The organism is Bradyrhizobium genosp. L, assembly GCF_015624485.1.
Lineage (GTDB): Bacteria > Pseudomonadota > Alphaproteobacteria > Rhizobiales > Xanthobacteraceae > Bradyrhizobium.
This window is the reverse complement of record NZ_CP061378.1, coordinates 3,671,408-3,692,271: the sequence shown is the minus strand read 5'-3', so window position 1 is coordinate 3,692,271 and position 20,864 is coordinate 3,671,408. Positions and strand designations below refer to the sequence as shown.

Here is a 20,864-nt window from a genome sequence, read left to right as displayed (position 1 = left end):
GTTGTTCTTGTTCTCAATCGAGATGAAACTTCTCCAGCTGCCGGTGCTCGGCCTTGATGTAGCGCACGGTGCCGGTCACCGAGCGCATCACCACGGTCTCGGTCTCGATCACGTCCTTCTTGAACTTCACGCCCGACAGCAGCGAGCCGGTGGTGACGCCAGTGGCGGCGAACAGGCAGTCGCCGCGGGCCAGATCTTCGATGCCGTAGATCATCTTCGGGTCGGTGACCCCCATCTTGTGGGCGCGCTCGCGCTTCTCCTCGGTGTCGAGGATCAGGCGACACTGCATCTGGCCGCCGATGCAGCGCAGCGCGACGGCCGCCAGCACGCCTTCGGGCGCGCCGCCGGTGCCGATGTACATGTCGACGCCGGTCTCGTCGGGCTTGGCGCAGTGAATGACGCCGGCGACGTCACCGTCGGTGATCAGCTGCACTGCAGCGCCGGTCGAGCGCACGCTGTTGATGATGTCCGCATGGCGCGGGCGGTCGAGCACCAGCACGTTGATGGCGGAGGGATCGACGCCCTTGGCCTTGGAGAGGCGGCGGACGTTGTCGGCCGGCGAGGCATCGAGCTCGACGACGCCCTTGGCATAGCCCGGACCGACTGCGAGTTTCTGCATGTAGACGTCTGGCGCGTGCAGCAGCGTGCCGCCGTCGGCCATCGCCATGGTGGCGATCGAGCCCGGCATGTTCTTGGCGCACAGCGTGGTGCCTTCGAGCGGATCGACCGCGATGTCGACCCTGGGACCGGCATTGAGCCCAACCTTCTCGCCGATGAACAGCATCGGCGCCTCATCGCGCTCCCCCTCGCCGATCACGATGGTGCCCTCGATCGGCAGCTTGTTGAGCTCGCGCCGCATCGCGTCGACCGCGGCCTTGTCGGCCGCCTTCTCCTGGCCGTGGCCGCGCAGCCGCGCGGCCGACACCGCCGCGCGCTCCGTCACCCGCACGATTTCAAGCGTCAGGATGCGCTCGAGCAGCATCTGCGGCGGAACGGAAATATGGGTCGACATCGCGTACTCCTCAGGTCTCAGGGACAGGGACCCCTGCCCGCATCAATCGTCTCGCGCGCGACCCGTTCGGGCCGAGCGCTGGAACTGCCATTCCGATCGTATCGGAATGGAAGTTCCAGATTCTACATTTGACGCGTTTTCTTCACGCGAACCGGTACCCACTTCGCTCGAAAACGCTCTAGTTCTTCTCGATCCGGATCACCTGCGGCCGCCCGCTGATGACCTTGTCGCGCTGCACCGCGGCCAGTGCCCGATGCACCGCATCCTCGGTGGTAGCATAGGTAATCAGAATGACCGGAACCGGTGAAGGTTTTTTGGCCGCACCGTTCACGTCGACGCCATCCGGATGACGCTGCACGATCGATTCCAGGGATATCTTCTGTTCGGCCAGCCGGGTGGCGATTGTTGCGGCAGTGCCTGCAAGATCGCGCGCCATCAGGCGGATATAGTAGCCGCCCTCGTGGCGCTCCATCGGCGCCTTGGTGGTGTCGCGCAACCGCTCGACCGGCAGCCCGAACGGCCTGGCGCGGATGCCGCGCGCCACATCGGCGATATCGGCGACCACGGCCGAGGCGGTCGCGCCGCCGCCCGCGCCAGGCCCGACCAGCGTGATCGGCGGAATGCCCTCGCCGTCAACAGTCACCGCATTGGTCACCCCCATCACCTGGGCGATCGAGGACGATTTCGGCACCATGGTCGGATGCACGCGCTGCTCGATGCCCTTCGCGGTGCGGACCGCGACCCCGAGCAGCTTGACCCGGTAGCCTAGCTCCGCAGCGGCCTTGAGGTCCTCAGGTGCGATCGAGGAGATGCCCTCGACATAGACCGCGCTCTCGGCGACCTTGGTGCCGAAGGCGAGGCTCGCCAGGATCGCAAGTTTCTGCGCGGTGTCGTAGCCGTCGACGTCGAACGACGGGTCGGCCTCGGCATAGCCGAGGCGCTGGGCATCCTTCAGGCACTCTTCAAACGACAGGCCCTCCTGCTCCATCCGCGTCAGGATGTAGTTGCAGGTGCCGTTGAGGATGCCATAGACGCGGCTGATGCCGGTGCCGGCGAGCCCCTCGCGCAGCGTTTTGATGACGGGGATCGCTGCACCGACGGCCGCCTCGAAATTCAACGCGCCGCCATGCTTCTCGGCGGCGGCGGCGAGACGCAGGCCATGCTTGGCGATCAGCGCCTTGTTGGCGGTCACGACCGACTTGCCCGACTTCAGCGCGGCGTCGATTGCCGACAGCGCAGGATCGCCGGCGCCGCCCATCAACTCGACGAAGCAGTCGATGTTGGGATCCTCGGCGAGCGCCTGCGGGCTCTTGGCCCACGCGATGCCGGCCAGATCGAGACCGCGCTTCTTGGCTTTCGAGCGTGCGGTGACGGCCGTGACCCGCACACCGCGGCCGCAGCGCTCGGCGAGCACGCGCGCCTGCGTATCGATCAGGCGGAGGACATCGGCACCGACGGTGCCGAGCCCCGCTATGCCCACTTTCAACGGTGCAACCATGAGAATTCAGGAACCCGGGAGATCAGCGTCGGTTGGCGAGAGGAACCACGTTGTGCAACGTTTCGATGCCGCTTTCAAGGAAGCGGCGCACGCCGCGCGCAGCCTGCCGGATCCGTTGCTCATTCTCCACCATCGCGATGCGGACATAGCCTTCGCCATGCTCGCCGAAGGCGACACCGGGCGACACCACGACGCCGGATTTCTCCACCATCAAGGTTGCGAACTGCATGCTGCCGACGGCCTCGAATGCCTTGGGCAGCGGCGCCCAGGCGAACATCGAGGCCTGCGGCGGCGGAATCTCCCAGCCGGCGCGGCCGAACGACTCGACCAGCGCATCGCGGCGCTTGCGATAGGTGTCGCGCATCTCGCGGATGCAGTCGTCAGGTCCGTTCAGCGCAGCGGTCGCCGCGACCTGGACCGGCGTGAAGGCGCCGTAATCGAGATAGGACTTCACCCGCGCCAGCGCTGCGATGATGCGTTCATTGCCGACCGCAAAACCCATGCGCCAGCCGGCCATCGAGAAGGTCTTCGACATCGAGGTGAACTCGACCGTGACGTCGATCGCGCCCGGTACCTGCAGCACCGACGGCGGCGGATTGTTGTCGTCGAAATAGACTTCGGCGTAGGCGAGATCGGACAGGATGAAGATGTCGTGCTTCTTCGCGAACGCGACCAGGTCCTTGTAGAAGTCGAGGTCGGCGACACAGGCGGTCGGGTTCGACGGATAGCAGACGATCAGCGCGATCGGCTTCGGGATCGAATGAATGATCGCCCGCTCGACCGCCTCGAAGAATTGCGGGGTCGGCTCCGACGGCACCGAGCGGATCACGCCACCGGCCATCAGGAAGCCGAAGGCATGGATCGGGTAGCTCGGGTTCGGACAGAGCACGACGTCGCCTGGCGCGGTGATCGCCTGGGCGACGTTGGCAAAGCCCTCCTTCGAGCCGAGGGTCGCGACGACCTGGGTGTCCGGGTTGAGCTTGACGCCGAAGCGGCGCGCGTAATAGCCGGCCTGGGCCTTGCGCAAGCCGTTGATGCCGCGCGAGGCCGAGTAGCGGTCGGTGCGCGGCTTGCCCAGCGTCTCCTTCAGCTTCTCGATCACATGCGGCGGGGTCGGCAGGTCCGGGTTCCCCATGCCCATGTCGATGATGTCGGCCCCGGCATTGCGTGCGGCCGCCTTGGCCTGGTTGACCTTCTCGAAGACGTAAGGCGGCAGACGGCGAATGCGGTAGAAATCTTCCATGGGACCCTTGCTCCGACAAACCTGCATGCCAGAATCGATCACCCCTGCGGCTTGTTCGAGGCCGGAGCCGGCCTCATCCAGAAATCGCACTTAAATCAATGACTTAAAGCGAACTCAGGCGCGCAATCAGCGGGCGACGGCCGGATATGCGGTTGAATTGAGGTTCTTTTAGCACGGACGCCCGGTGGCGCCAGCGCTGATCGGCCGTTCGGCCTCACTTCCCGGACGTATTCTGGGTCGCGCCGGACTCCTGGGCCTGGTGGTCGCGCGCGGCGATCAGCTCCTGCTCGAGCTTCGCCTGATCCGCGGGCTTCATGGTCTGCTCGGTACGATCGGGCGGCAAATCGTGAACCGGGAGATAGCCGCTCGGATCCTTTGCCCGCGCCGGGGCGTCGGCGGGCAATGTCATATCGGCAACCGTGCTCGAGCAGCCGCCCAGCGCCGCCATCGACGCAAGCAGCGCGGCGCCCACGAGCCCCCTCATCATCCGATCGATCGGCATCCGCCGAATATCCCCAACAAGCAGGCCGCGCGCGATGCGCACCCTCGCCGACACGGGCCGCACTGGTACGAGCCGCACTGGTACAAGCCTTGCAGCGTCCCCGCTGCGTCAAATCTTACCTTAGTCGTTCAAACCATTGTTGTCCGAAACGATTAAAGCCGGAAGCACCAAAACCATCCGCTGAGGCATCAATATGTCAGAACAAAGCTTTTTTGTCGCAGTGCAACACAACGAAACGTTGGAATTTGACTGATTATCAATGCCGCACCGCGCGATGACGCCCCCGATACGAAGCGATAGTGTCCTTGAGATGAGCAACGTCATTCCCGACTCCCAGACCGCCCCCAAATTCAACGCCGAAGCCTTCGCCATGAACATCGCGCGCGCGATGGAGAGCAGCGGCCAGGCGCTTGCGGCCTATCTGAAGCCGCGCCAGAACGGTGAGCTCCGCGACAAGACGCCGAACGAGTTCGGCGAGGTCGTCAAGACGTTCAGCGTGATCGCCGAATACTGGCTGTCCGACAAGGAGCGCGCCTCGGCACTGCAGATGCAGCTCGGCAAGGACTATCTCGATCTCTGGGGCATGGCGGCGCGCCGCATGGCCGGTGAAGCCGACGCCAAGCCGGCGATCGAGCCGGCCCCGCGCGACAAGCGCTTCCAGGATCCGGAGTGGAAATCGAACCAGTTCTTCGACTTCATCCTGCAGCTCTACCTCCTGACCTCGCGATGGGCGCAGCAACTGGTCCACGACGCCGAAGGGATCGATCCGCATACCCGCAAGAAGGCCGAGTTCTATGTGCAGCAGATCACCAACGCGATCGCGCCGTCGAATTTCGTCCTGACCAATCCTGAACTGCTGCGCGCCACCGTCGACAGCAGCGGCGACAATCTGGTCCGCGGCATGAAGATGCTGGCCGAGGATATCGAGGCCGGCCACGGCACGCTGCGCATCCGCCAGTCCGATCCGAGCAATCTCGAGGTCGGCGTCAACATGGCGACGACGCCGGGCAAGGTGATCTACCAGAACGATCTGATGCAGCTGATCCAGTATTCGCCGACGACGGAGCACGTGTTGCGCACGCCGCTCCTGATCGTGCCGCCCTGGATCAACAAGTTCTACATCCTCGATCTGCGCCCCGAGAAATCCTACATCAAATGGTGCGTCGACCAGGGCATCACGGTGTTCGTGATTTCCTGGGTCAACCCAGACAAGGAGCTCGGCAAGAAGACCTGGGCCGACTACATGACCGAAGGCCCGCTCACGGCGATGGACGTGATCGAGAAGGCGACCGGCGAGATGAAGGTGCACACCGCAGGCTACTGCGTCGGCGGCACGATGCTCGCCTCGACCTTGGCCTATCTCGCCGAGAAGCGCCGCCAGCGCGTGACCTCGGCCACGTTCTTTGCCGCGCAGGTCGACTTCACCCAGGCCGGCGATCTGCTCGTGTTCGTCGACGAGGATCAGATCTCGGCGCTGGAGCGCGACATGCAGGAGAGCGGCGTGCTCGAGGGCAGCAAGATGGCGATGGCCTTCAACATGCTGCGCTCCAACGACCTGATCTGGTCCTATGTCGTGAACAACTATCTGAAGGGCAAGTCACCCTCCTCGTTCGACCTGCTGCACTGGAATTCCGACGCGACGCGGATGCCGGCGTCGAACCACTCCTACTACCTGCGCAACTGCTACCTGGAAAACCGGCTGTCGACCGGCACCATGGTGCTCGACAACACGCTGCTCGATCTCTCGAAGGTGAAGGTTCCGGTCTACAATCTGGCGGCCCGCGAGGATCACATCGCGCCGGCGGAATCGGTGCTCTACGGCTCGCAGTTTTTCGGCGGCCCGGTGAAATATGTGCTGTCCGGCTCCGGCCACATCGCCGGCGTGGTCAATCCGCCGGCGTCGAAGAAGTACCAGTACTGGACCAACGACAACATCAAGGGCGTCAAGCTCGCCGACTGGATGAAGGGCGCCGAGGAGCACAAGGGTTCGTGGTGGCCGGACTGGCGGCAATGGCTGGAGAGCCACGATCCGGAGCAGGTGCCGGCGCGCGAGGCCGGCTCGGTCGCGACGCCACCGCTCGAGGACGCACCGGGCAGCTACGTCCGCGTCCGCGCATAGCGCTGTGCCTCCCGCTCGGCTATAACAAATCGTCCCGGCCGGGCCGGGAATCGAAATCATTCGAGGGGGAGACGATGACGCGTGAACTGTTCTGGCTGGCGCTGACGGTGATCCTGACCGGACTGCTGTGGCTCCCCTACACCTTGAACCGGATCCAGGTCCGCGGCCTCTCCGGCGCCATGGCCAATCCCTCGCGCACCGACAAGCCCCATGCCGAATGGGCCAACCGGCTGATGTTCGCGCATGACAACGCGATCGAAAACCTCGTGATCTTCGCGCCGCTGGTGCTGATCCTCAACGCCGCCGACTATTCCACCAAATGGACCGTGCTGGCCTGCGCCGTCTATTTCTGGGCTCGTGTCGCGCACCTGATCGTCTACGCGCTGGGTGTGCCGGTGTTCCGCACACTGGCTTTCACGGTCGGCTTCATCGCTCAGATCGTCCTGGCGCTCGCGATCTTCAAGATCGTCTGAAGCCGATCATTGCCTCCGGTCGCGGCACTCGGCCGCACCGGCCTCCCGATTCCGCAGTCGTGCTATTCCGCAGTCTTGCGCACCACGATGTGCTGCATCGTCGCGGGCGCATCGTCAAAGCTCTTGATCTCGCCGGTGTCGGACGAGACCTGCGTCCAGGCGCCTGACGCGGCGTAGGTCGCCTGCAGCCATTCTGCGGGCGGATAATTGTAGTAGCGGCCGATGCTGTCGCGACCGTCGTCGTGGCCGATCTTGTAGCTCGCGTAGAAGATGCCGCCCGGCCGCAGCGCGCGATGGATGCGGGCCAGGATGCCCGCCAGCTCGTCGCGCGGCACGTGCAGCAGACAGGCGCTGGCCCAGACGCCGTCATAGATCTCGCAATCCTCGAGCTCGTCGAAACGCATCGCCTCGACGGGATGATCGATGCGGCGCGCCGCGACCGCAGCCATCTCGGGCGAACCGTCGGTTGCACGCAACACAAAGCCGTCCGCAAGCATCACCGCGGCGTGGTTACCGGCGCCGCAACCGAGCTCGAGGATCGCGCCGCCCCGCGGCAAGAGCGCGAGGAAACCCTTCAGCCGGGTGGACGGCGCTTTCGCCCACCCGGCATAGGCCTCGGCATTGCGCCGATAGAATTGCAGCGTCTCGTCGTCCACGACGCGGCACTCAGGCGTCGGCCAGCCCCAGCATCAGCCGCATGTTCTGCACGGCCGCGCCCGAGGCCCCCTTGCCGAGATTGTCGAGGCGAGCGACCAGCACCGCCTGGTGGTGCTTGTCGCTGGCAAAGACATAGAGCTCGAGCTGGTTAGTCTCGTTGAGCGCCTCCGGCTCGAGCTTGCCGCCTTCGCTGTGCAGCGGCATCGCCGTGACATGCTTGCTGCCGGCATAGCGCTTCGCCAGCGCGGCCTGCAGGTCTGCACCCGTAGGCTTGCCTGGCAGCGTGTCGAGCTGCAGCGGCACCGAAACCAGCATGCCCTGTCGGTAATTGCCGACCGATGGGACGAAGATCGGCCGCCGAGTCAGCCGCGAATAGAGCTGCAGCTCCGGCACGTGCTTGTGCTCGAAGCCGAGGCCGTAGAGTTCGAACGCCGGCGCCGAGCCGTCCTCGAAGCTCGCGATCATCGACTTGCCGCCGCCCGAATAGCCGCTCACCGCATTGACGGCGAGCGGATAGTCCGCCGGCAGCAGGCCGGCATCGACCAGCGGCCGCAGCAGCGCGATGCCGCCGGTCGGATAGCAACCCGGGTTCGACACTTTCGGTGCCATCCTGATCTTGTCGGCCTGATCGGGCGCGAGCTCGGGGAAGCCGTAGGCCCAGTCGGGCGCGACGCGATAGGCGGTCGAGGCATCGAGCACCTTTGGCGCGGCGTTGCCCATCGTATCGATCAGGGCGACGGTTTCCTTGGCGGCATCGTCCGGCAGGCACAGAATCACCAGATCCACCTCCTCCATCAACGCCCGCTTGGCACCGGCGTCCTTCCGCTTGTCCTCGGCGATGTGCTTGACCTCGACATCGCCGATCAGGCGCAGCCGCTCCTGGATGCCGAGGCCGGTGGTGCCGGACGCGCCGTCAACGAACACGGTTTTGGTCGCGCCGCGCGCAGTCTTCAGCTGATTGGTTTCGGTGAGGGTCATGGCACGCTCCTTTCGAGCTCGTTCGTTTGGTTTGCAAAGACATCCGGCCGCGTCTGCCGCATCAAAAGCGCGATCGCCTGCGCGCCGGCGTCGGCCTGCGCGGCAAGGCTGCCCGCGACCGCCGCATAATCGGTCTCGGATTTGTGCTGGTTCAGCTTGAAGCTGCCCTCCACCTCTTCCACCGTCATCTCGAAGCCCACGATCGCCTTCTTCATGGCATCCAGCCGCGCGGCTGTCATCTTGGCCGGCAGCCACGGCTTTTTCGGCAACAGCCGCTCCTCGAACTTGGCGCTCAGCGTATCGATCTGAACGGCAAGTTCCTGATCCGACAGCGTCCGCACCGGCCCGGTCAGGTGCACGGCCTGATAGAGCCAGGTCGGCACCTGGTCGGGCGAGACGTACCAGTCCGCCGACACATAGGCATCCGCGCCGGTGACGGCCAGCAGCCAGGAGGCGCCGCCTGCCAGCTTTACCAGCGGATTGTGACCGGCGACATGAAACAGCGCCCGCGGCGTGCCATCACTCGCGTAGGTCAGGTAGAACGGTAGCGCGGAGGCGACCGGCTTGCCGCCGTCCCACGCGCAGGCAAGGCCGAAGCCGCGCGCTTCCGCGAAGGCGAGGCTTGCGGCGCGGTCGGGTTTGAATACCGGTGGCGTATACATGGTGGTAGCTCCTGCGTGACAAGGGAGCCGCCAGATCGTACCGCGTGTCTTCGTAAGGAGAGCGCCGCGGGAAGAAATCCGGCGGCAGAGGCGATGATCGTTAAACGCGAACGACCGCCTGTACCGCGAGGGTACGGCGGCGACGGGCGATGATGATGGTCGCGGCGTTGATCATGGGCGCGGCTAATAAGGCCGCGCCCGCGTCACGTCAAGGAAAACCGTCAGATCACCGGATTCCACGGCGCCGGCACGACACGATAGCCGTTGCCGTCCTTGACGATGTTGCCGAGGCCCGGGAACGGATAGTGGAAGCCCTGCACCTGGAGCTTCTCGGCAACCACCATGTCGTAGATGCGCCGCCGGGTCTTCTCGGCCACGTCACCGTCCTGGTCGAAGAACGCATGCCAGCCCGGATTGGTGGCGAACAGGTTCGGATTGTTGGTGACGTCGGACTGGATGAAGACCTTGTCCGAGCCGGACGCCAGCACATAGGAGGTGTGGCCAGGGGTATGGCCGATGGTCTCGACCGAGGTCAGGCCCGGCGCGATCTCCTTGCCCCACTCATAGGGCGTGACCTTCTTCTTCAAGCCGGCTTCGAAGATGTTGCGGTTGTTCTTGAATAGCCCCTGCATGCGGCCGGCCGGCGCCCGGCTCATCTCGCCGTCGTCCATCCAGAACTTCCATTCGGTCGCCGGCACCAGCACCTCGGCGTTCGGGAACGCCGGCGTGCCCTCGGCGGTCAAAAGCCCGTTCACGTGGTCGGTGTGGAAGTGCGAGATCACGACCATGTCGACCGCCTTGGGATCGAAACCGGCCGCGACGAAATTGTCCGCGAAGACGCCGTTGGCGCCCTTGCTGTTGGCCTTCGCCAGCGCGCCATTGCCGGTGTCGATCACGACCAGCTTGCCGCCGGTGTTGAGCACCAGCGGCGCGAACCAGATCGTCATCATGTCGCGCGGCATGAAGGCCTTTTCCAGCGCCGCGTTGACATCCTCGCGCTTCGCATTGGGAATGAAGCCGTCTTCCAGCTTGAAGACGTTCTTGCCGTCGGACACCACGGTGACCATGATGTCGCCGACCTTGTAGCGATAGAAGCTCGGCGCCTGCTTATCGGCGGCCGGTGCCGCCGCGTTGGCGGCCGCGGCGGACAGCAGCGGCGCGGCGGCGAGCCCCGCGGCGCCGGCGAGAGCGTGACGTCGTGACAATTCCATGGTGGTGTCCTCCCAATCAGATGCTGGTAGCGAGCAGCGCAATTCGCGTCGTTGGGCGAGGTTTTAACAGCGTTTCGCCCGGTTCTGCGATGACGGCTGCGCGATCCACCGTCTTCCCGGCTAACCCTGCACCGGCGGCGTTATTCCGACGCCACGGCCGGCCGAGCTGCGGTTGCATTCACAGCTTGCTGAGCAAGCCGATGTGGCGCAGCAGGCTCTCCCAGAAGCCGCCGCCGGCCAGCAATCCCTGCAGACGCGCGTGGGCGAGCGTACTGCCGCGATCGGATGCCCTGGCGTACCATTTGATGGCTTCCTGGGTGTCCTTTGGCACGCCGGTGCCGCTCTCATAGGCGTACCCCAGATTATACTGGGCATCGCCGTCGTTCTGGTCCGCTGCAATCCGCAACAACGCAATGCCCCTGGACTGGTCCATCGGCAGTCCCTGGCCCTTGAGATAGAGCAGCGCGAGATTCATCTGCGCCCAGGTCGAGCCCTGGTCGGCAGCCTTCGAGAACCAGTTGGCGGCCTGCTGATAATCCTGGGCGAGGCCCACACCGTCCCGATAGAGCCGTCCCAAACGCGACTGGCCGAACACGTTACCCCGCTCGGCCGCCTTGGCGTACCACTCGGCTGCGGCCTTCTCGTCGCGTGCCGTGCCAAGCCCATACTCATAGGCATATCCCAGCTTCCCCTGGCTGTAGGAATCGCCCTGCGCCGCCGCCAACTGGAACCAGCGGATGGCCTCGGCAGAGTTGCGCTCGACGCCGTAACCGCTTTCGTACATGTACGCCACATAGGATTGCGCCGAGGCGTTGCCGCTCTCTGCGTAGGGCCGGAGCAGTGCCATCGCGCGCGGATAGTTCTGCGACTGGTACGCTTTCACGCCGTCGGTATAGTCGGCGCTGACATCGGTGACGAGCGGCACCGACCGGGGCGTCAGTCCAACCTGCCGATATCTGAACTCCGTGAACTTGTCGAAGCCGGTCTTGATCGCCGCTGCAAACGCGGCGGGACAGATCGCAGCGTCGACGCTGAAGCGCACGACGGCGTTGGTGCGGATGGTCTGGCCATCGAGCGTGGCCGTCGCATTGACCTCGATCCGGCCGGTTGCGGGGCCGTATGCGGTGCTGCCGGCAAAGCTGTTGCTGTAGGTGACTGGCGCCGGCTTTTCGAAGAAATGGGTTCCTTCCGGCACCGTGAGCGAGCTGGTCTCCCGGTACTCCAGCGCGCGACAGGGAAACGCCCGCTCGGTCGCGCTACCCGCGGCGAGCATCGGCAGCGACGGCCGCGGATCCGTTAGCGGCAGCGTTCGGATGCGCTCGGGATAATGCAGGTTGACGGGCTTGCTGATCTCGAACGTCGCGGTGATGGCGAAAGCGTCGGACAGGTCCCGCGGATTCGGGAAGCTGTAGTCGCCACTGCCGGCCAGCCCGGCCTGCTCGACCATCCGCTTGGCGCTGTTCTGCCTGTCGACCGTCTCGAGGCCCTGTGCCACGGACCGTCCGATGACCGCTCCCAATCCGCTGCCGGACAAGACCGAGCGCGCCCGCCGTGTGCCATCGTCGAGCAGCGTGTAGTCGGTGTCTGCCGCCAGCGCGAAGCGCTGCGGTCCCGCCACCGGAATGCGGGCCACCGTCCCCTTGTCGATGTTGAGCGCCGGCTTGCCGCCGAGGTTCGGCGGCAACGCGTCGAAGGCAGTCAGCGAGGCCGTCGGGTCGAGGTAGCGGTCGATCGCCGGAACATAGACGATCGCGTGGTCGAAATTCTGCGTCGCGACTTCCGTCAGCGTGTACTGCATGCCGGCGTTGACGGCGACGAGATTGGCCTCGATCCCCTGCGCCGCGAGCAGCGCCTTGAGGATCGTCGCATGCGCTTTGCAATCGCCGTAGCGCGCCGCGAGCACGGCGGATGCGGGTTGCGAGGTTAGGCCGCCGTCCTCCAAACCGATCCCGACATAGCGGATGTTGCGCGCGACCCAGTTGTGGATCCGCTCGACCTTGCCGCGCGTGTCGGCGGCATCGCCGACAATCTCGGCCGAAAGCTTCCGCACACTCTCGTCAGGCTGCGCCATCGGCGCGTTGCGGGCGTTCAGCACGGCCGCCAATGCGGCGTAGTCCGCGAAGGTGCTGACCTCGAAGCGGCTGGCATCGTCGAACGATCCCATGTCGAGCAGGCGCGGCCGCGGCGTGTCCTGCCTGAAGCGGACATGATGGATGATCCGATCGCCGGATCGCTCCTCGCTGTGCTCGACATTGCGCGCTGCGACGCGCAGCGGCTTCGAGGCAGGCGCATCGAGCGTCAGTTCGATCACCTCGGGAGGTTGATCTGCCGGCTGGCTCCAGTAACGCGCAAACTCGCCGGGAAATTCGGCTCGCTTCGCCTTGTAGATCAGCCGTCCTCTCACCTTGTCGCCGGGCGCGACATCCGGATAGGCGATGATCCGCTGGCGCCGCTCGTCGAAATAGGGAGATGACGAATCGGTTGAGGCCGGCTGATCGCGGACGGCGCGCTCGTCGACCGCGATGACGCGGCCGTCGGCCTTCAAGGTGGCGAGCTCGCTGGACAAAACGTCGTAGAAATAGCTGTTGTAGCCAACGGCCCGTTGGGCGAGGGCCTCGGCCCCCTTTTCGTTGAGCGCCTCGGCCTCGAAATCATAGACCGTCGTGCTCAGGCCCTGCTCGTCGAAGGTGACGGCATAACGGATCACCGTGCGCCGCCAGCCCGGGTCGACCCAGACCTGTTGCCGGTCTACGGCTCCGGCGACGAACGTGTCCGCGGGTTCGGCCGCGGCCTGGCTCGCCAGAGCCAACAGCAGGATGGGTAAGAAGAGGATTCGCGCGACCATTGTGATGCTAGCCCGGCGACGATCTGTAACGTCGGTAGTTGAGCTAGCATCGGGAGATTAGCACCCCCTCGCCTGGATAGAAAAACTTTTACATTCTCCCATCGCGTGTGGTGCCGGGAAACCGCGGCCTACACCACCCGCCACATCCATTCCATGACCTTGGCGATCACGTCGCCGAACAGCAGCAGCGCCGCCGACCACACCAGCGCGGAGACGAAATTGGCGATCTGGAATCGCCAGTACGACATCTCGAAAATCCCGGCGGCAAGCGGCACCGAGGCGCGCAGCGGACCGAAGAAGCGGCCGATGAAGATGCTGGGCACGCCCCAGCTCTTCACGAAGGCCTCGCCGCGCGGCAGGATTTCGGGATAGCGCGACAGCGGCCACATCTGGGCCACCTGTTCCTTGTAGCGGTAGCCGAACCAGTAGGAGACCCAATCGCCGAGCGCCGCGCCGATGCCGCCGGCGATCCAGATCGGCCAGAAGTTGATACCGCTGACGCCGATCAGCGCGCCGATCGCGACCAGCGCGCCCCAGGCCGGGATCAGCAGCGAGATGAAGGCAAGCGATTCACCAAACGCGAGCAACAGGACGATCGGAGCGGCCCAAGCCTGATGATGGCGCACGAATTCGGCCAGCGCGTGCGCAAAATCTTCCATCTCGTCGCTTGCCTTCCCCGTTTGACCTTGAATGAACCTTTCTGCCGGTTCCTCACCTAAGAACAGGTAAGCCAGCCCATTGCGTGACTTCAAGTCACAAAGCCGGGGATCGATCGTGATTTCCCCTTCAGCGCGGGCCGGCCGGCATCCCTGACACGAAGAAGGAAGAATTGAATGATCGGATCAGTGATGATGTGCGTGAGCGTTGTCGTGCTGCTGTTCGGAATGCTCGCGGGCATCGCCATGGGAATCGGGCACGACTTCACGATGGGGCCGGCGCATGCGCATCTCAACCTGGTCGGCGGTGTGCTGCTGTTCCTGTTCGGCCTCTACTACCGTTTGGTGCCGGCCGCGGGCGCGATGCGGTTGGCGAGGATCCAGGGCTGGTTGCATATCATCGGCGGCATCCTGTTTCCGGCCGGGGTAGCGATGGTGCTCGTGAACGGAGAGTCATTCGTCGCCGCCCCCATCATCGGATCGCTGATCGTGGTGGTCGCCATGGCCCTGTTCGCGATCGTTGTATTCCGCACCTCGCAGGCGTAATCCGACACCCCTATCTGTAGGGGACGGCCCGGGCCTGCTGCCCTCCGCCGTCCCCATTTGCAGCCTATCCGTGGCATAGTCAGGGATAACCGATTCGCCGCGCCAAGACTGGCGCGTGACATAAAGAACCATGTCCAAACCACTGAAAACAAACGCAAAAGCCAAATCGGCCGACGACCTGTTCGGTGCTCCGGAGCCTAAGGGACGCGCGCCGCTGAAGGTCGCCGCCCGCGCCACCGGCGGTGCCGAAGACAGCTATACCGCCGATGACATCGAGGTCCTTGAGGGGCTGGAACCGGTCCGCAAGCGGCCTGGTATGTATATCGGCGGCACCGACGAGAAGGCGCTGCACCACCTGTTCGCCGAAGTGATCGACAATTCGATGGACGAGGCGCTGGCCGGTCATGCGACCTTCATCGAAGTCGAACTTGCTGCCGATGGCTTCCTGACCGTGACCGACAATGGCCGCGGCATTCCAGTCGACGCGCACAAGAAATTCCCGAGAAAGTCGGCGCTCGAAGTCATCATGTGCATGCTGCATTCCGGCGGCAAGTTCGACTCCAAGGTCTACGAGACCTCGGGCGGCCTGCACGGCGTCGGCGTCTCCGTGGTCAACGCCCTCTCCTCGCGGCTCGAGGTCGAGGTCGCGCGCAGCCAGCAGCTGTACCGCATGACCTTCGAACGCGGCCTTCCCAAGGGCAAGCTCGAAGAGCTCGGCAAGGTCAACAACCGCCGCGGCACCCGCATCCGCTTCAAGCCGGACACCGAGATTTTTGGCGCCAAGGCGACCTTCAAGCCGCAGCGCCTGTTCAAGATGACGCGCTCGAAGGCCTATCTGTTCGGCGGCGTCGAAATCCGCTGGCACTGCGACCAGGAGCTGTTGAAGGGCGTCGAAGATGTGCCGGCGGAGGCGACATTCCACTTCCCCGGCGGCCTGAAGGATTATCTCGCCGCGGCGATCCACGCCGACACGCTGGTGCATCAGGACATCTTCTCCGGCAAGTCCGGCCGCAGCGGCGCGCACGGCGCCTGCGAGTGGGCGGTGGCGTGGACCGCCGACGCCGACGGCTTCCTGTCGTCCTACACCAACACGGTGCCGACACCCGACGGCGGCACCCATGAATCGGGCATGCGCAGTGCGCTGCTGCGCGGCTTGAAGGATCATGCGGAGCGTGCCGGCCAGGGCAAGCGCGCGGCTTCCATCACCTCGGAAGACGTGATGGTGGGCGCGGCGGTGATGCTCTCGGTGTTCGTGCGCGAGCCTGAATTCCAGGGCCAGACCAAGGACCGTCTCGCCACCGCGGAAGCGCAGCGCATCGTCGAACAGGCGATCAAGGATCCGTTCGACCACTGGCTGTCGGGCAATCCGAACCAGGCCAATCGCCTGCTGGATTTCGTCATCGACCGCGCCGAGGAGCGGCTGCGGCGACGGCAGGAGAAGGAGACCGCTCGCAAGACCGCGGGCAAGAAGCTGCGCCTCCCCGGCAAGCTCGCCGATTGCATCGACACCGGGACGGCAAACTCGGAGCTCTTCATCGTCGAAGGCGACTCGGCAGGTGGCAGCGCCAAACATGCGCGCGATCGCCAAAACCAGGCCGTGCTGCCGCTGCGCGGCAAGATTCTCAACGTCGCCTCCGCCGGCAAGGACAAGCTGACCGCCAACGCCCAGCTCTCCGATCTCGTGCAGGCGATCGGTTGCGGTACGCTTGCGCATTATCGCGAAGAGGACCTGCGCTATCAGCGCATCGTCATCATGACCGACGCCGACGTCGACGGCGCGCATATCGCATCGCTGCTGATCACGTTCTTCTACCGGCAGATGCCGCGGCTGATCGATGAAGGGCATCTCTATCTCGCGGTGCCGCCGCTCTACAAGCTGACCCACGGCTCCAAGTCGGTTTATGCCCGCGACGACGCGCACAAGGACGCGCTGCTGAAGAGCGAGTTCAACGCCAACGCCAATGTCGAGGTGAATCGCTTCAAAGGCCTCGGCGAAATGAACCCGGCCCAGCTCAAGGAAACCACCATGGATCCGGCCAAGCGCACGATGCTGCGCGTGGTGCTGCTCGCTGACGACCGCGAGGGCACTGCCGATTCCGTCGAGCGGCTGATGGGCACCAAGGCGGAAGCACGGTTTGCTTTTATTTCCGACAAGGCCGAATTCGCCAGCGACGATCTGCTCGACGTCTAGAGCGACAACCTGCTGATTTCGATCATTTTTTCGGCCGCCCTCGCTCGGGGGCGGCCGCTTTCGTTCGCCGTTTCCGCGAACCCCGCAGGTTTCGTTTTCGGCCGGTTGTGTCTCACCCGCAACAGCATTTCCGGCGGAACCACGTATAGTCCCGACATCAAGGCTGGGGAATCGGTGCTGGAGCGCCCTTCGTCAAGCGACCCGATCGAACGCTAAAGTCGAGGATTTGGATATGAAGAAGATCTTGCTCGCTCTGACCGCGGTTGCTGCGATGACGGCATCGGCCCAGGCGGCCGACCTCGCCGCCCGCCCGTACACCAAGGCTCCCGCCCCGCTCCCGGTGGCGCCGAGCTGGACTGGCTTCTACGTGTTTGGCGGCGGCGGCGGCGGCGTCTGGGACGCTGACACCACCATTCAGCCGACCGCTGGCGGCGCGAGCATCCTTGGCCTCAACCAGCGCCAGGGCGGCGATGGCTGGTACGGCACCGTCGGCGCCGGCTACGACTGGCAGGCCAGCCAGAGCTGGGTGTTCGGCGTGTTCGCCGACGGCCAGTTCGGCAGCCTCAAGGGCACCATCCAGGATCAGGGTCCGTTCATCGCGGGCAACATCAAGAACGACTACTCCTGGGCCGCCGGTGCGCGCCTCGGCTATCTGGTCGCTCCGAACGTCCTGTCCTACGTGAACGCCGGTTACTCGGACGCGCACTGGAAGGGCACCACCCTGCTCAGCACCGTCACCGCTCTCCCGTCCGGCCTGCACACCAACGGTTTCGACCGCGGTGGCTGGTTCGTTGGCGGCGGCGTCGAGAACAACCTGAGCTTCTTCGGCATCTCGGCTCCCGGCTGGTTCATGAAGACCGAGTACCGCGCTGCCTACTACGACAACAAGAACATCTCCGAGTTGGCTGACGGTACCAACCTGTCGAACGGCCGCGACATCACCTTCAAGCCGCTGGTGCAGACCATCAGCACCTCGCTGGTCTACCGCTTCAACTGGAGCGGCCCGGTTGTCGCCAAGTACTGATCGGACAAGTACTGATTTCTGCTGAATTGCAGACCAAAAGCCCCGGCATCGTCCGGGGCTTTTTTGTTGGCCGCTCCCTTTCCCGAAGGCCGGCGTCCTCCGTGCGGAACCGGTCCGCCTGCTGGTCAAGGCCGCATCGATCGGGCACTGTCTTGGCCGCTCAAACCACAGCGGACAACAACAATGAAAAACGGACTGTTTGATCTCTCGGGCAAGGTCGCCATCGTCACTGGCGGCAATGGCGGCATCGGGCTCGGCATGGCGCAGGGCATGGCTGATGCCGGCGCTGCGATTGCCGTCGTCGGCCGCAACGAGGCGAAATCGAAGGCGGCGGTCGAGGATCTCAGCCGGCGCGGCGTCAAGGCCATCGCGGTGACGACCGACGTCACCGACAAGGCGGCGGTCGCTGCCATGGTCGAACGCGTGACCGCCGAGCTCGGACGGATCGACATCCTCGTCAATAATGCCGGCATGAGCATCCGCAAGCCGCCGCACGAACTCGCGCTCGAGGAATGGAGCAAGGTGATCGACACCAACCTCACGAGCGCCTTCCTGTGCTCGAAGGCGGCCTATCCGGCGCTGAAGGCCTCGGGTCACGGCAAGATCATCAACATCGGCTCGATGATGTCGATCTTCGGCGCGAGCTTTGCCGCGGCCTATGCCGCAAGCAAGGGCGGCATCGTGCAGTACAGCCGCGCCTGCGCCAACGCCTGGGCTCCCGACAATATCCAGGTCAACGCCATCCTGCCCGGCTGGATCGACACCGAGCTGACGCAAGGCGCGCGCCAGCAGGTCGCCGGCCTGCATGAGCGCGTGCTGGCGCGTACGCCGGCCGCACGCTGGGGCGCGATCGGCGATTTCGCCGGGATTGCCGTGTTCCTAGCTTCTCCCGCGTCCGACTTCGTCACCGGCACCGCCATTCCGGTCGACGGCGGCTATTCGGTGATGGTCTAGACGCTCTGGAACGCAAAAAGCCCCGGCGCGATGCCAGGGCTTTCTCAAACTCAGTCTATTTGAGACGAGCTCAGTAGCGCGCGATCACCGGCGCGTCGAACTTGTAGTTCAGGCGCACCACCGCCCATTGCAGGTCGCGCGGCTTGGCGTCGAACGTGTAGGTGCCGGTCGCGGTACCCGCGAGTTGATAGCTCTGCTTCTCGAAGGCGGCGTAGTTGTACTCGACACCGACGGTCCAGTTGCGGGTGATGCCGTATTCCCAGCCGGCGCCGACGGTCCAGCCGCTGGCCCACTGGGTCGTGCTGCCGGAGCCGGTTGCGGGCGGAAGGGTGTCGACCACCGACAGGCGGTTGTTCACGCCGGCGTAGCCGCCCTTGACGTAGAGCAGGTTGTTGTTGATGGCGAGACCGGCGCGACCGACGATCGTTGCCAGCAGATTGGCCCGCCAGCTGAACTGATCATCCGCGGCACCGAACACCGTGTTGTTGACGCGGCCGGAAGCATCGAGCCCGGACAGCGTGCCCTCGACGCCGAACACGAAATTGTTGGCCTGCCAGTTGTAACCGATCTGACCGCCGCCCAGGAAACCCGTGCCGCGCTGACGGAAGCCCTGGCCCGGCGCGAGGTCACCGAACGCCGTGGTGTTCGCGGTGTTGGCCCACTGCTCGTTGGTCCAGGCGCCGCCGACATGGCCGCCGATGTAGAAGCCGGCCCAGTTGTAGATCGCCTCGACGTAAGCCGGCGCCTTGGTGTAGGGACGGGCCGCGAGGTCGGCGGCGGATGCGGCGCCGAGGCCAAGCACGGTGGTGGCGGTCAACGCAGCAATGAATTTGGTACGCAACATGATGGCACCCTCAGGATTGTCCGATGGGTGCCAGCTTTCCCAGAGAGACCCTTACCAAAAGAAAACCGGCGCAACCGGTGGCGTCGAATCGGTGTCCGCCGATTTCGAATCTTGTCCGTCTGTTGCAACCACGCAACTTTTCATGGTTAACTTAAGCGGCTGTTATCCTTGATGAATTCATAGCAGCGCAACTCAACTGCAGGCTGGCGAATGGACGTGCTCGGGCCGCACCCCGACGGCGAGAACGCGCGCAGTCAGTCCCTGCAACCACGGCACCGCGGTGATCAGGCGGAGCGGCAACGGCGTCGGCCGATCACCCGGCTTCAGCGCTACGCTGATGATGTTGTTCTGGGCGACCACCTGCAGGCGCTGGGTCACCCGCACGGGAAACTCGCGACGGCGTCTGACAGCATCGAGTTCGTCCTCCGACGGGCAGCCATGGACGAGCTTCGCCGCCAGGATGTTGGCCGTTGCGACCGCATCCTGGACCGCGAGGTTGACGCCGACGCCACCAATCGGCGACATCGCATGCGCCGCATCGCCGATCAGAAGCAGCCCAGGCCGGGTCCAGCGAGTCAGCCGGTTGATCGCGACCGTGAGCAGCTTGAGATCGTCGAAGCTCTTCACGTCGCCAATGCCGCTCTTGAGGATCGGCGCCAGCCGCAACACGTCGTCGAGCAACGCCGGCAGCCCCCTCGCCTTCACTGCCTCGAACTGTCCCTTGGCGATCACATAGGCGCATTGCCAGTAGTCGCCGCGGTCGAACGTCACCAGCATCTTGCCGTGGTCGACGCGCGCGAACAGGTTCTCGGTCTCGTCCGGGTGCCGCCCGACTCGAAACCACAGCACATCCATCGGCGCGCCGATCTCCTCCACGGCAAGCCCGGTCCGCTCGCGGATCGTGGAATGGCGGCCGTCGCAGGCAATCGTGAGATCCGCCTCGATCTCCAATTCCCCCTCGGGCGTTTTCGCAACGACGCCCGCGACGGTGTCGCCGCGCCGGATCAGATCGGTGGCCTCGGTGTTCATCAGCACCTTGAGCTGTCCAAAGCGCTTGCCGCTCTCGCGCAGGAAATTGAGGAAGTCCCACTGCGGCATCAGCGCGATGTAGGGATATTTCACGTCGAGACGGCTGGTATCGGCGAGCCGCACATGGGTACCGTCGAAGATGCCGTCGAGCTTCTGGATCTGCTGGTGCGGCAGCTTCAGGAAGCCGTCGATCAGCCCGAGCTCGTCCATCACCTGCAAGGTCGAGGGATGCACGGTGTCGCCGCGAAAGTCGCGGAAGAAGTCGGCATGCTTCTCCAGCACCACGACATCGACCCCGGCGCGCCCGAGCAGATAGCCCAGCATCATGCCGGCCGGCCCGCCGCCGACCACGCAGCAGCGGACCTTCATCGTACGCGGCCGTTGCGGATTGTTGCCGTCCATGACTCCGTCCTCGCCGTT

General features: G+C 64.8%; 18 protein-coding genes. 6 read left to right on the top strand and 12 right to left on the bottom strand.

What is annotated here, in order from left to right:
* Window positions 1–13: 13 nt before the first annotated feature.
* The 4 genes from glpX to IC762_RS17105 form a co-directional block, all read right to left on the bottom strand.
* Window positions 14–1,012 (bottom strand): class II fructose-bisphosphatase, encoded by a 999-nt coding sequence (gene glpX / locus IC762_RS17120; protein WP_195789932.1) that lies wholly within the window; start codon window positions 1,010–1,012, stop codon window positions 14–16.
* 178 nt (window positions 1,013–1,190) lie between these two features.
* Window positions 1,191–2,510 carry a homoserine dehydrogenase gene (locus tag IC762_RS17115; RefSeq protein ID WP_195789931.1) on the bottom strand — a complete coding sequence of 440 codons (1,320 nt, stop codon included), beginning with the start codon at window positions 2,508–2,510 and terminating at the stop codon, window positions 1,191–1,193.
* A 22-nt stretch (window positions 2,511–2,532) separates the two neighbouring features.
* Window positions 2,533–3,753, bottom strand: coding sequence for an LL-diaminopimelate aminotransferase (locus tag IC762_RS17110; RefSeq protein WP_195789930.1), 1,221 nt, complete (start codon window positions 3,751–3,753; stop codon window positions 2,533–2,535).
* A 214-nt stretch (window positions 3,754–3,967) separates the two neighbouring features.
* Window positions 3,968–4,255, bottom strand: a complete 288-nt coding sequence (locus IC762_RS17105; protein WP_195789929.1) for a hypothetical protein — start codon at window positions 4,253–4,255, stop codon at window positions 3,968–3,970.
* A 310-nt stretch (window positions 4,256–4,565) separates the two neighbouring features.
* On the opposite strand from IC762_RS17105, the gene IC762_RS17100 reads away from it, so the two are divergent.
* On the top strand, window positions 4,566–6,374 hold the full coding sequence (locus IC762_RS17100) for a PHA/PHB synthase family protein (protein ID WP_195789928.1): 1,809 nt from the start codon (window positions 4,566–4,568) through the stop codon (window positions 6,372–6,374).
* A 74-nt stretch (window positions 6,375–6,448) separates the two neighbouring features.
* Window positions 6,449–6,847, top strand: coding sequence for an MAPEG family protein (locus IC762_RS17095; RefSeq protein ID WP_195789927.1), 399 nt, complete (start codon window positions 6,449–6,451; stop codon window positions 6,845–6,847).
* Window positions 6,848–6,909: 62 nt separating this feature from the next.
* On the opposite strand, the gene IC762_RS17090 is transcribed toward IC762_RS17095, so the two are convergent.
* The 6 genes from IC762_RS17090 to IC762_RS17065 all read right to left on the bottom strand — a co-directional run bounded on the left by IC762_RS17090 (window position 6,910) and on the right by IC762_RS17065 (window position 13,859).
* Complete coding sequence (locus IC762_RS17090; protein WP_195789926.1) at window positions 6,910–7,503, bottom strand: class I SAM-dependent DNA methyltransferase; 594 nt, start codon at window positions 7,501–7,503, stop codon at window positions 6,910–6,912.
* A gap of 10 nt (window positions 7,504–7,513) precedes the next feature.
* Window positions 7,514–8,482 (bottom strand): N-acetyl-gamma-glutamyl-phosphate reductase, encoded by a 969-nt coding sequence (gene argC / locus IC762_RS17085; RefSeq protein ID WP_195789925.1) that lies wholly within the window; start codon window positions 8,480–8,482, stop codon window positions 7,514–7,516.
* Entirely contained in the window at window positions 8,479–9,144 is a 666-nt protein-coding gene (locus IC762_RS17080) for an FMN-binding negative transcriptional regulator (protein ID WP_195789924.1), read from the bottom strand. The genes argC and IC762_RS17080 overlap by 4 nt, the downstream gene beginning before the upstream one ends.
* A gap of 221 nt (window positions 9,145–9,365) precedes the next feature.
* Window positions 9,366–10,355, bottom strand: a complete 990-nt coding sequence (locus tag IC762_RS17075) for an MBL fold metallo-hydrolase (RefSeq protein ID WP_195789923.1) — start codon at window positions 10,353–10,355, stop codon at window positions 9,366–9,368.
* A gap of 178 nt (window positions 10,356–10,533) precedes the next feature.
* Window positions 10,534–13,200, bottom strand: a complete 2,667-nt coding sequence (locus IC762_RS17070) for a DUF3857 domain-containing protein (RefSeq protein WP_195789922.1) — start codon at window positions 13,198–13,200, stop codon at window positions 10,534–10,536.
* A 128-nt stretch (window positions 13,201–13,328) separates the two neighbouring features.
* The gene (locus tag IC762_RS17065) at window positions 13,329–13,859 is read right to left on the bottom strand and encodes a DedA family protein (protein WP_195789921.1); all 531 of its coding nucleotides are present in this window, start codon (window positions 13,857–13,859) and stop codon (window positions 13,329–13,331) included.
* A gap of 174 nt (window positions 13,860–14,033) precedes the next feature.
* Here IC762_RS17065 and IC762_RS17060 point away from each other — a divergent pair, with 174 nt between their 5' ends.
* From IC762_RS17060 to IC762_RS17045, 4 genes are all read left to right on the top strand, one after another.
* Complete coding sequence (locus IC762_RS17060) at window positions 14,034–14,402, top strand: hypothetical protein (protein WP_195789920.1); 369 nt, start codon at window positions 14,034–14,036, stop codon at window positions 14,400–14,402.
* A gap of 130 nt (window positions 14,403–14,532) precedes the next feature.
* Window positions 14,533–16,593 carry a DNA topoisomerase IV subunit B gene (parE, locus tag IC762_RS17055; protein ID WP_195789919.1) on the top strand — a complete coding sequence of 687 codons (2,061 nt, stop codon included), beginning with the start codon at window positions 14,533–14,535 and terminating at the stop codon, window positions 16,591–16,593.
* Window positions 16,594–16,825: 232 nt separating this feature from the next.
* Window positions 16,826–17,617, top strand: a complete 792-nt coding sequence (locus IC762_RS17050) for an outer membrane protein (RefSeq protein WP_195789918.1) — start codon at window positions 16,826–16,828, stop codon at window positions 17,615–17,617.
* A 183-nt stretch (window positions 17,618–17,800) separates the two neighbouring features.
* Window positions 17,801–18,571, top strand: coding sequence for a glucose 1-dehydrogenase (locus IC762_RS17045; protein WP_195789917.1), 771 nt, complete (start codon window positions 17,801–17,803; stop codon window positions 18,569–18,571).
* A gap of 70 nt (window positions 18,572–18,641) precedes the next feature.
* Here IC762_RS17045 and IC762_RS17040 read toward each other — a convergent pair whose 3' ends face one another.
* Both IC762_RS17040 and IC762_RS17035 read right to left on the bottom strand, forming a co-directional pair.
* Window positions 18,642–19,412, bottom strand: coding sequence for an outer membrane protein (locus tag IC762_RS17040; RefSeq protein ID WP_195790164.1), 771 nt, complete (start codon window positions 19,410–19,412; stop codon window positions 18,642–18,644).
* Window positions 19,413–19,607: 195 nt separating this feature from the next.
* Window positions 19,608–20,846 (bottom strand): FAD-dependent oxidoreductase, encoded by a 1,239-nt coding sequence (locus IC762_RS17035; protein WP_195789916.1) that lies wholly within the window; start codon window positions 20,844–20,846, stop codon window positions 19,608–19,610.
* Window positions 20,847–20,864 lie beyond the last annotated feature (18 nt).

Bases quoted from the DNA above. Each gene is read 5' to 3' on its own strand.
- glpX (WP_195789932.1), bottom strand. From the start codon at position 1,012: ATGTCGACCCATATTTCCGTTCCGCCGCAGATGCTGCTCGAGCGCATC.
- IC762_RS17115 (WP_195789931.1), bottom strand. From the start codon at position 2,510: ATGGTTGCACCGTTGAAAGTGGGCATAGCGGGGCTCGGCACCGTCGGT.
- IC762_RS17110 (WP_195789930.1), bottom strand. From the start codon at position 3,753: ATGGAAGATTTCTACCGCATTCGCCGTCTGCCGCCTTACGTCTTCGAG.
- IC762_RS17105 (WP_195789929.1), bottom strand. From the start codon at position 4,255: ATGCCGATCGATCGGATGATGAGGGGGCTCGTGGGCGCCGCGCTGCTT.
- IC762_RS17100 (WP_195789928.1), top strand. From the start codon at position 4,566: ATGAGCAACGTCATTCCCGACTCCCAGACCGCCCCCAAATTCAACGCC.
- IC762_RS17095 (WP_195789927.1), top strand. From the start codon at position 6,449: ATGACGCGTGAACTGTTCTGGCTGGCGCTGACGGTGATCCTGACCGGA.
- argC (WP_195789925.1), bottom strand. From the start codon at position 8,482: ATGACCCTCACCGAAACCAATCAGCTGAAGACTGCGCGCGGCGCGACC.
- IC762_RS17080 (WP_195789924.1), bottom strand. From the start codon at position 9,144: ATGTATACGCCACCGGTATTCAAACCCGACCGCGCCGCAAGCCTCGCC.
- IC762_RS17075 (WP_195789923.1), bottom strand. From the start codon at position 10,355: ATGGAATTGTCACGACGTCACGCTCTCGCCGGCGCCGCGGGGCTCGCC.
- IC762_RS17070 (WP_195789922.1), bottom strand. From the start codon at position 13,200: ATGGTCGCGCGAATCCTCTTCTTACCCATCCTGCTGTTGGCTCTGGCG.
- IC762_RS17065 (WP_195789921.1), bottom strand. From the start codon at position 13,859: ATGGAAGATTTTGCGCACGCGCTGGCCGAATTCGTGCGCCATCATCAG.
- IC762_RS17060 (WP_195789920.1), top strand. From the start codon at position 14,034: ATGATCGGATCAGTGATGATGTGCGTGAGCGTTGTCGTGCTGCTGTTC.
- parE (WP_195789919.1), top strand. From the start codon at position 14,533: ATGTCCAAACCACTGAAAACAAACGCAAAAGCCAAATCGGCCGACGAC.
- IC762_RS17050 (WP_195789918.1), top strand. From the start codon at position 16,826: ATGAAGAAGATCTTGCTCGCTCTGACCGCGGTTGCTGCGATGACGGCA.
- IC762_RS17045 (WP_195789917.1), top strand. From the start codon at position 17,801: ATGAAAAACGGACTGTTTGATCTCTCGGGCAAGGTCGCCATCGTCACT.
- IC762_RS17035 (WP_195789916.1), bottom strand. From the start codon at position 20,846: ATGGACGGCAACAATCCGCAACGGCCGCGTACGATGAAGGTCCGCTGC.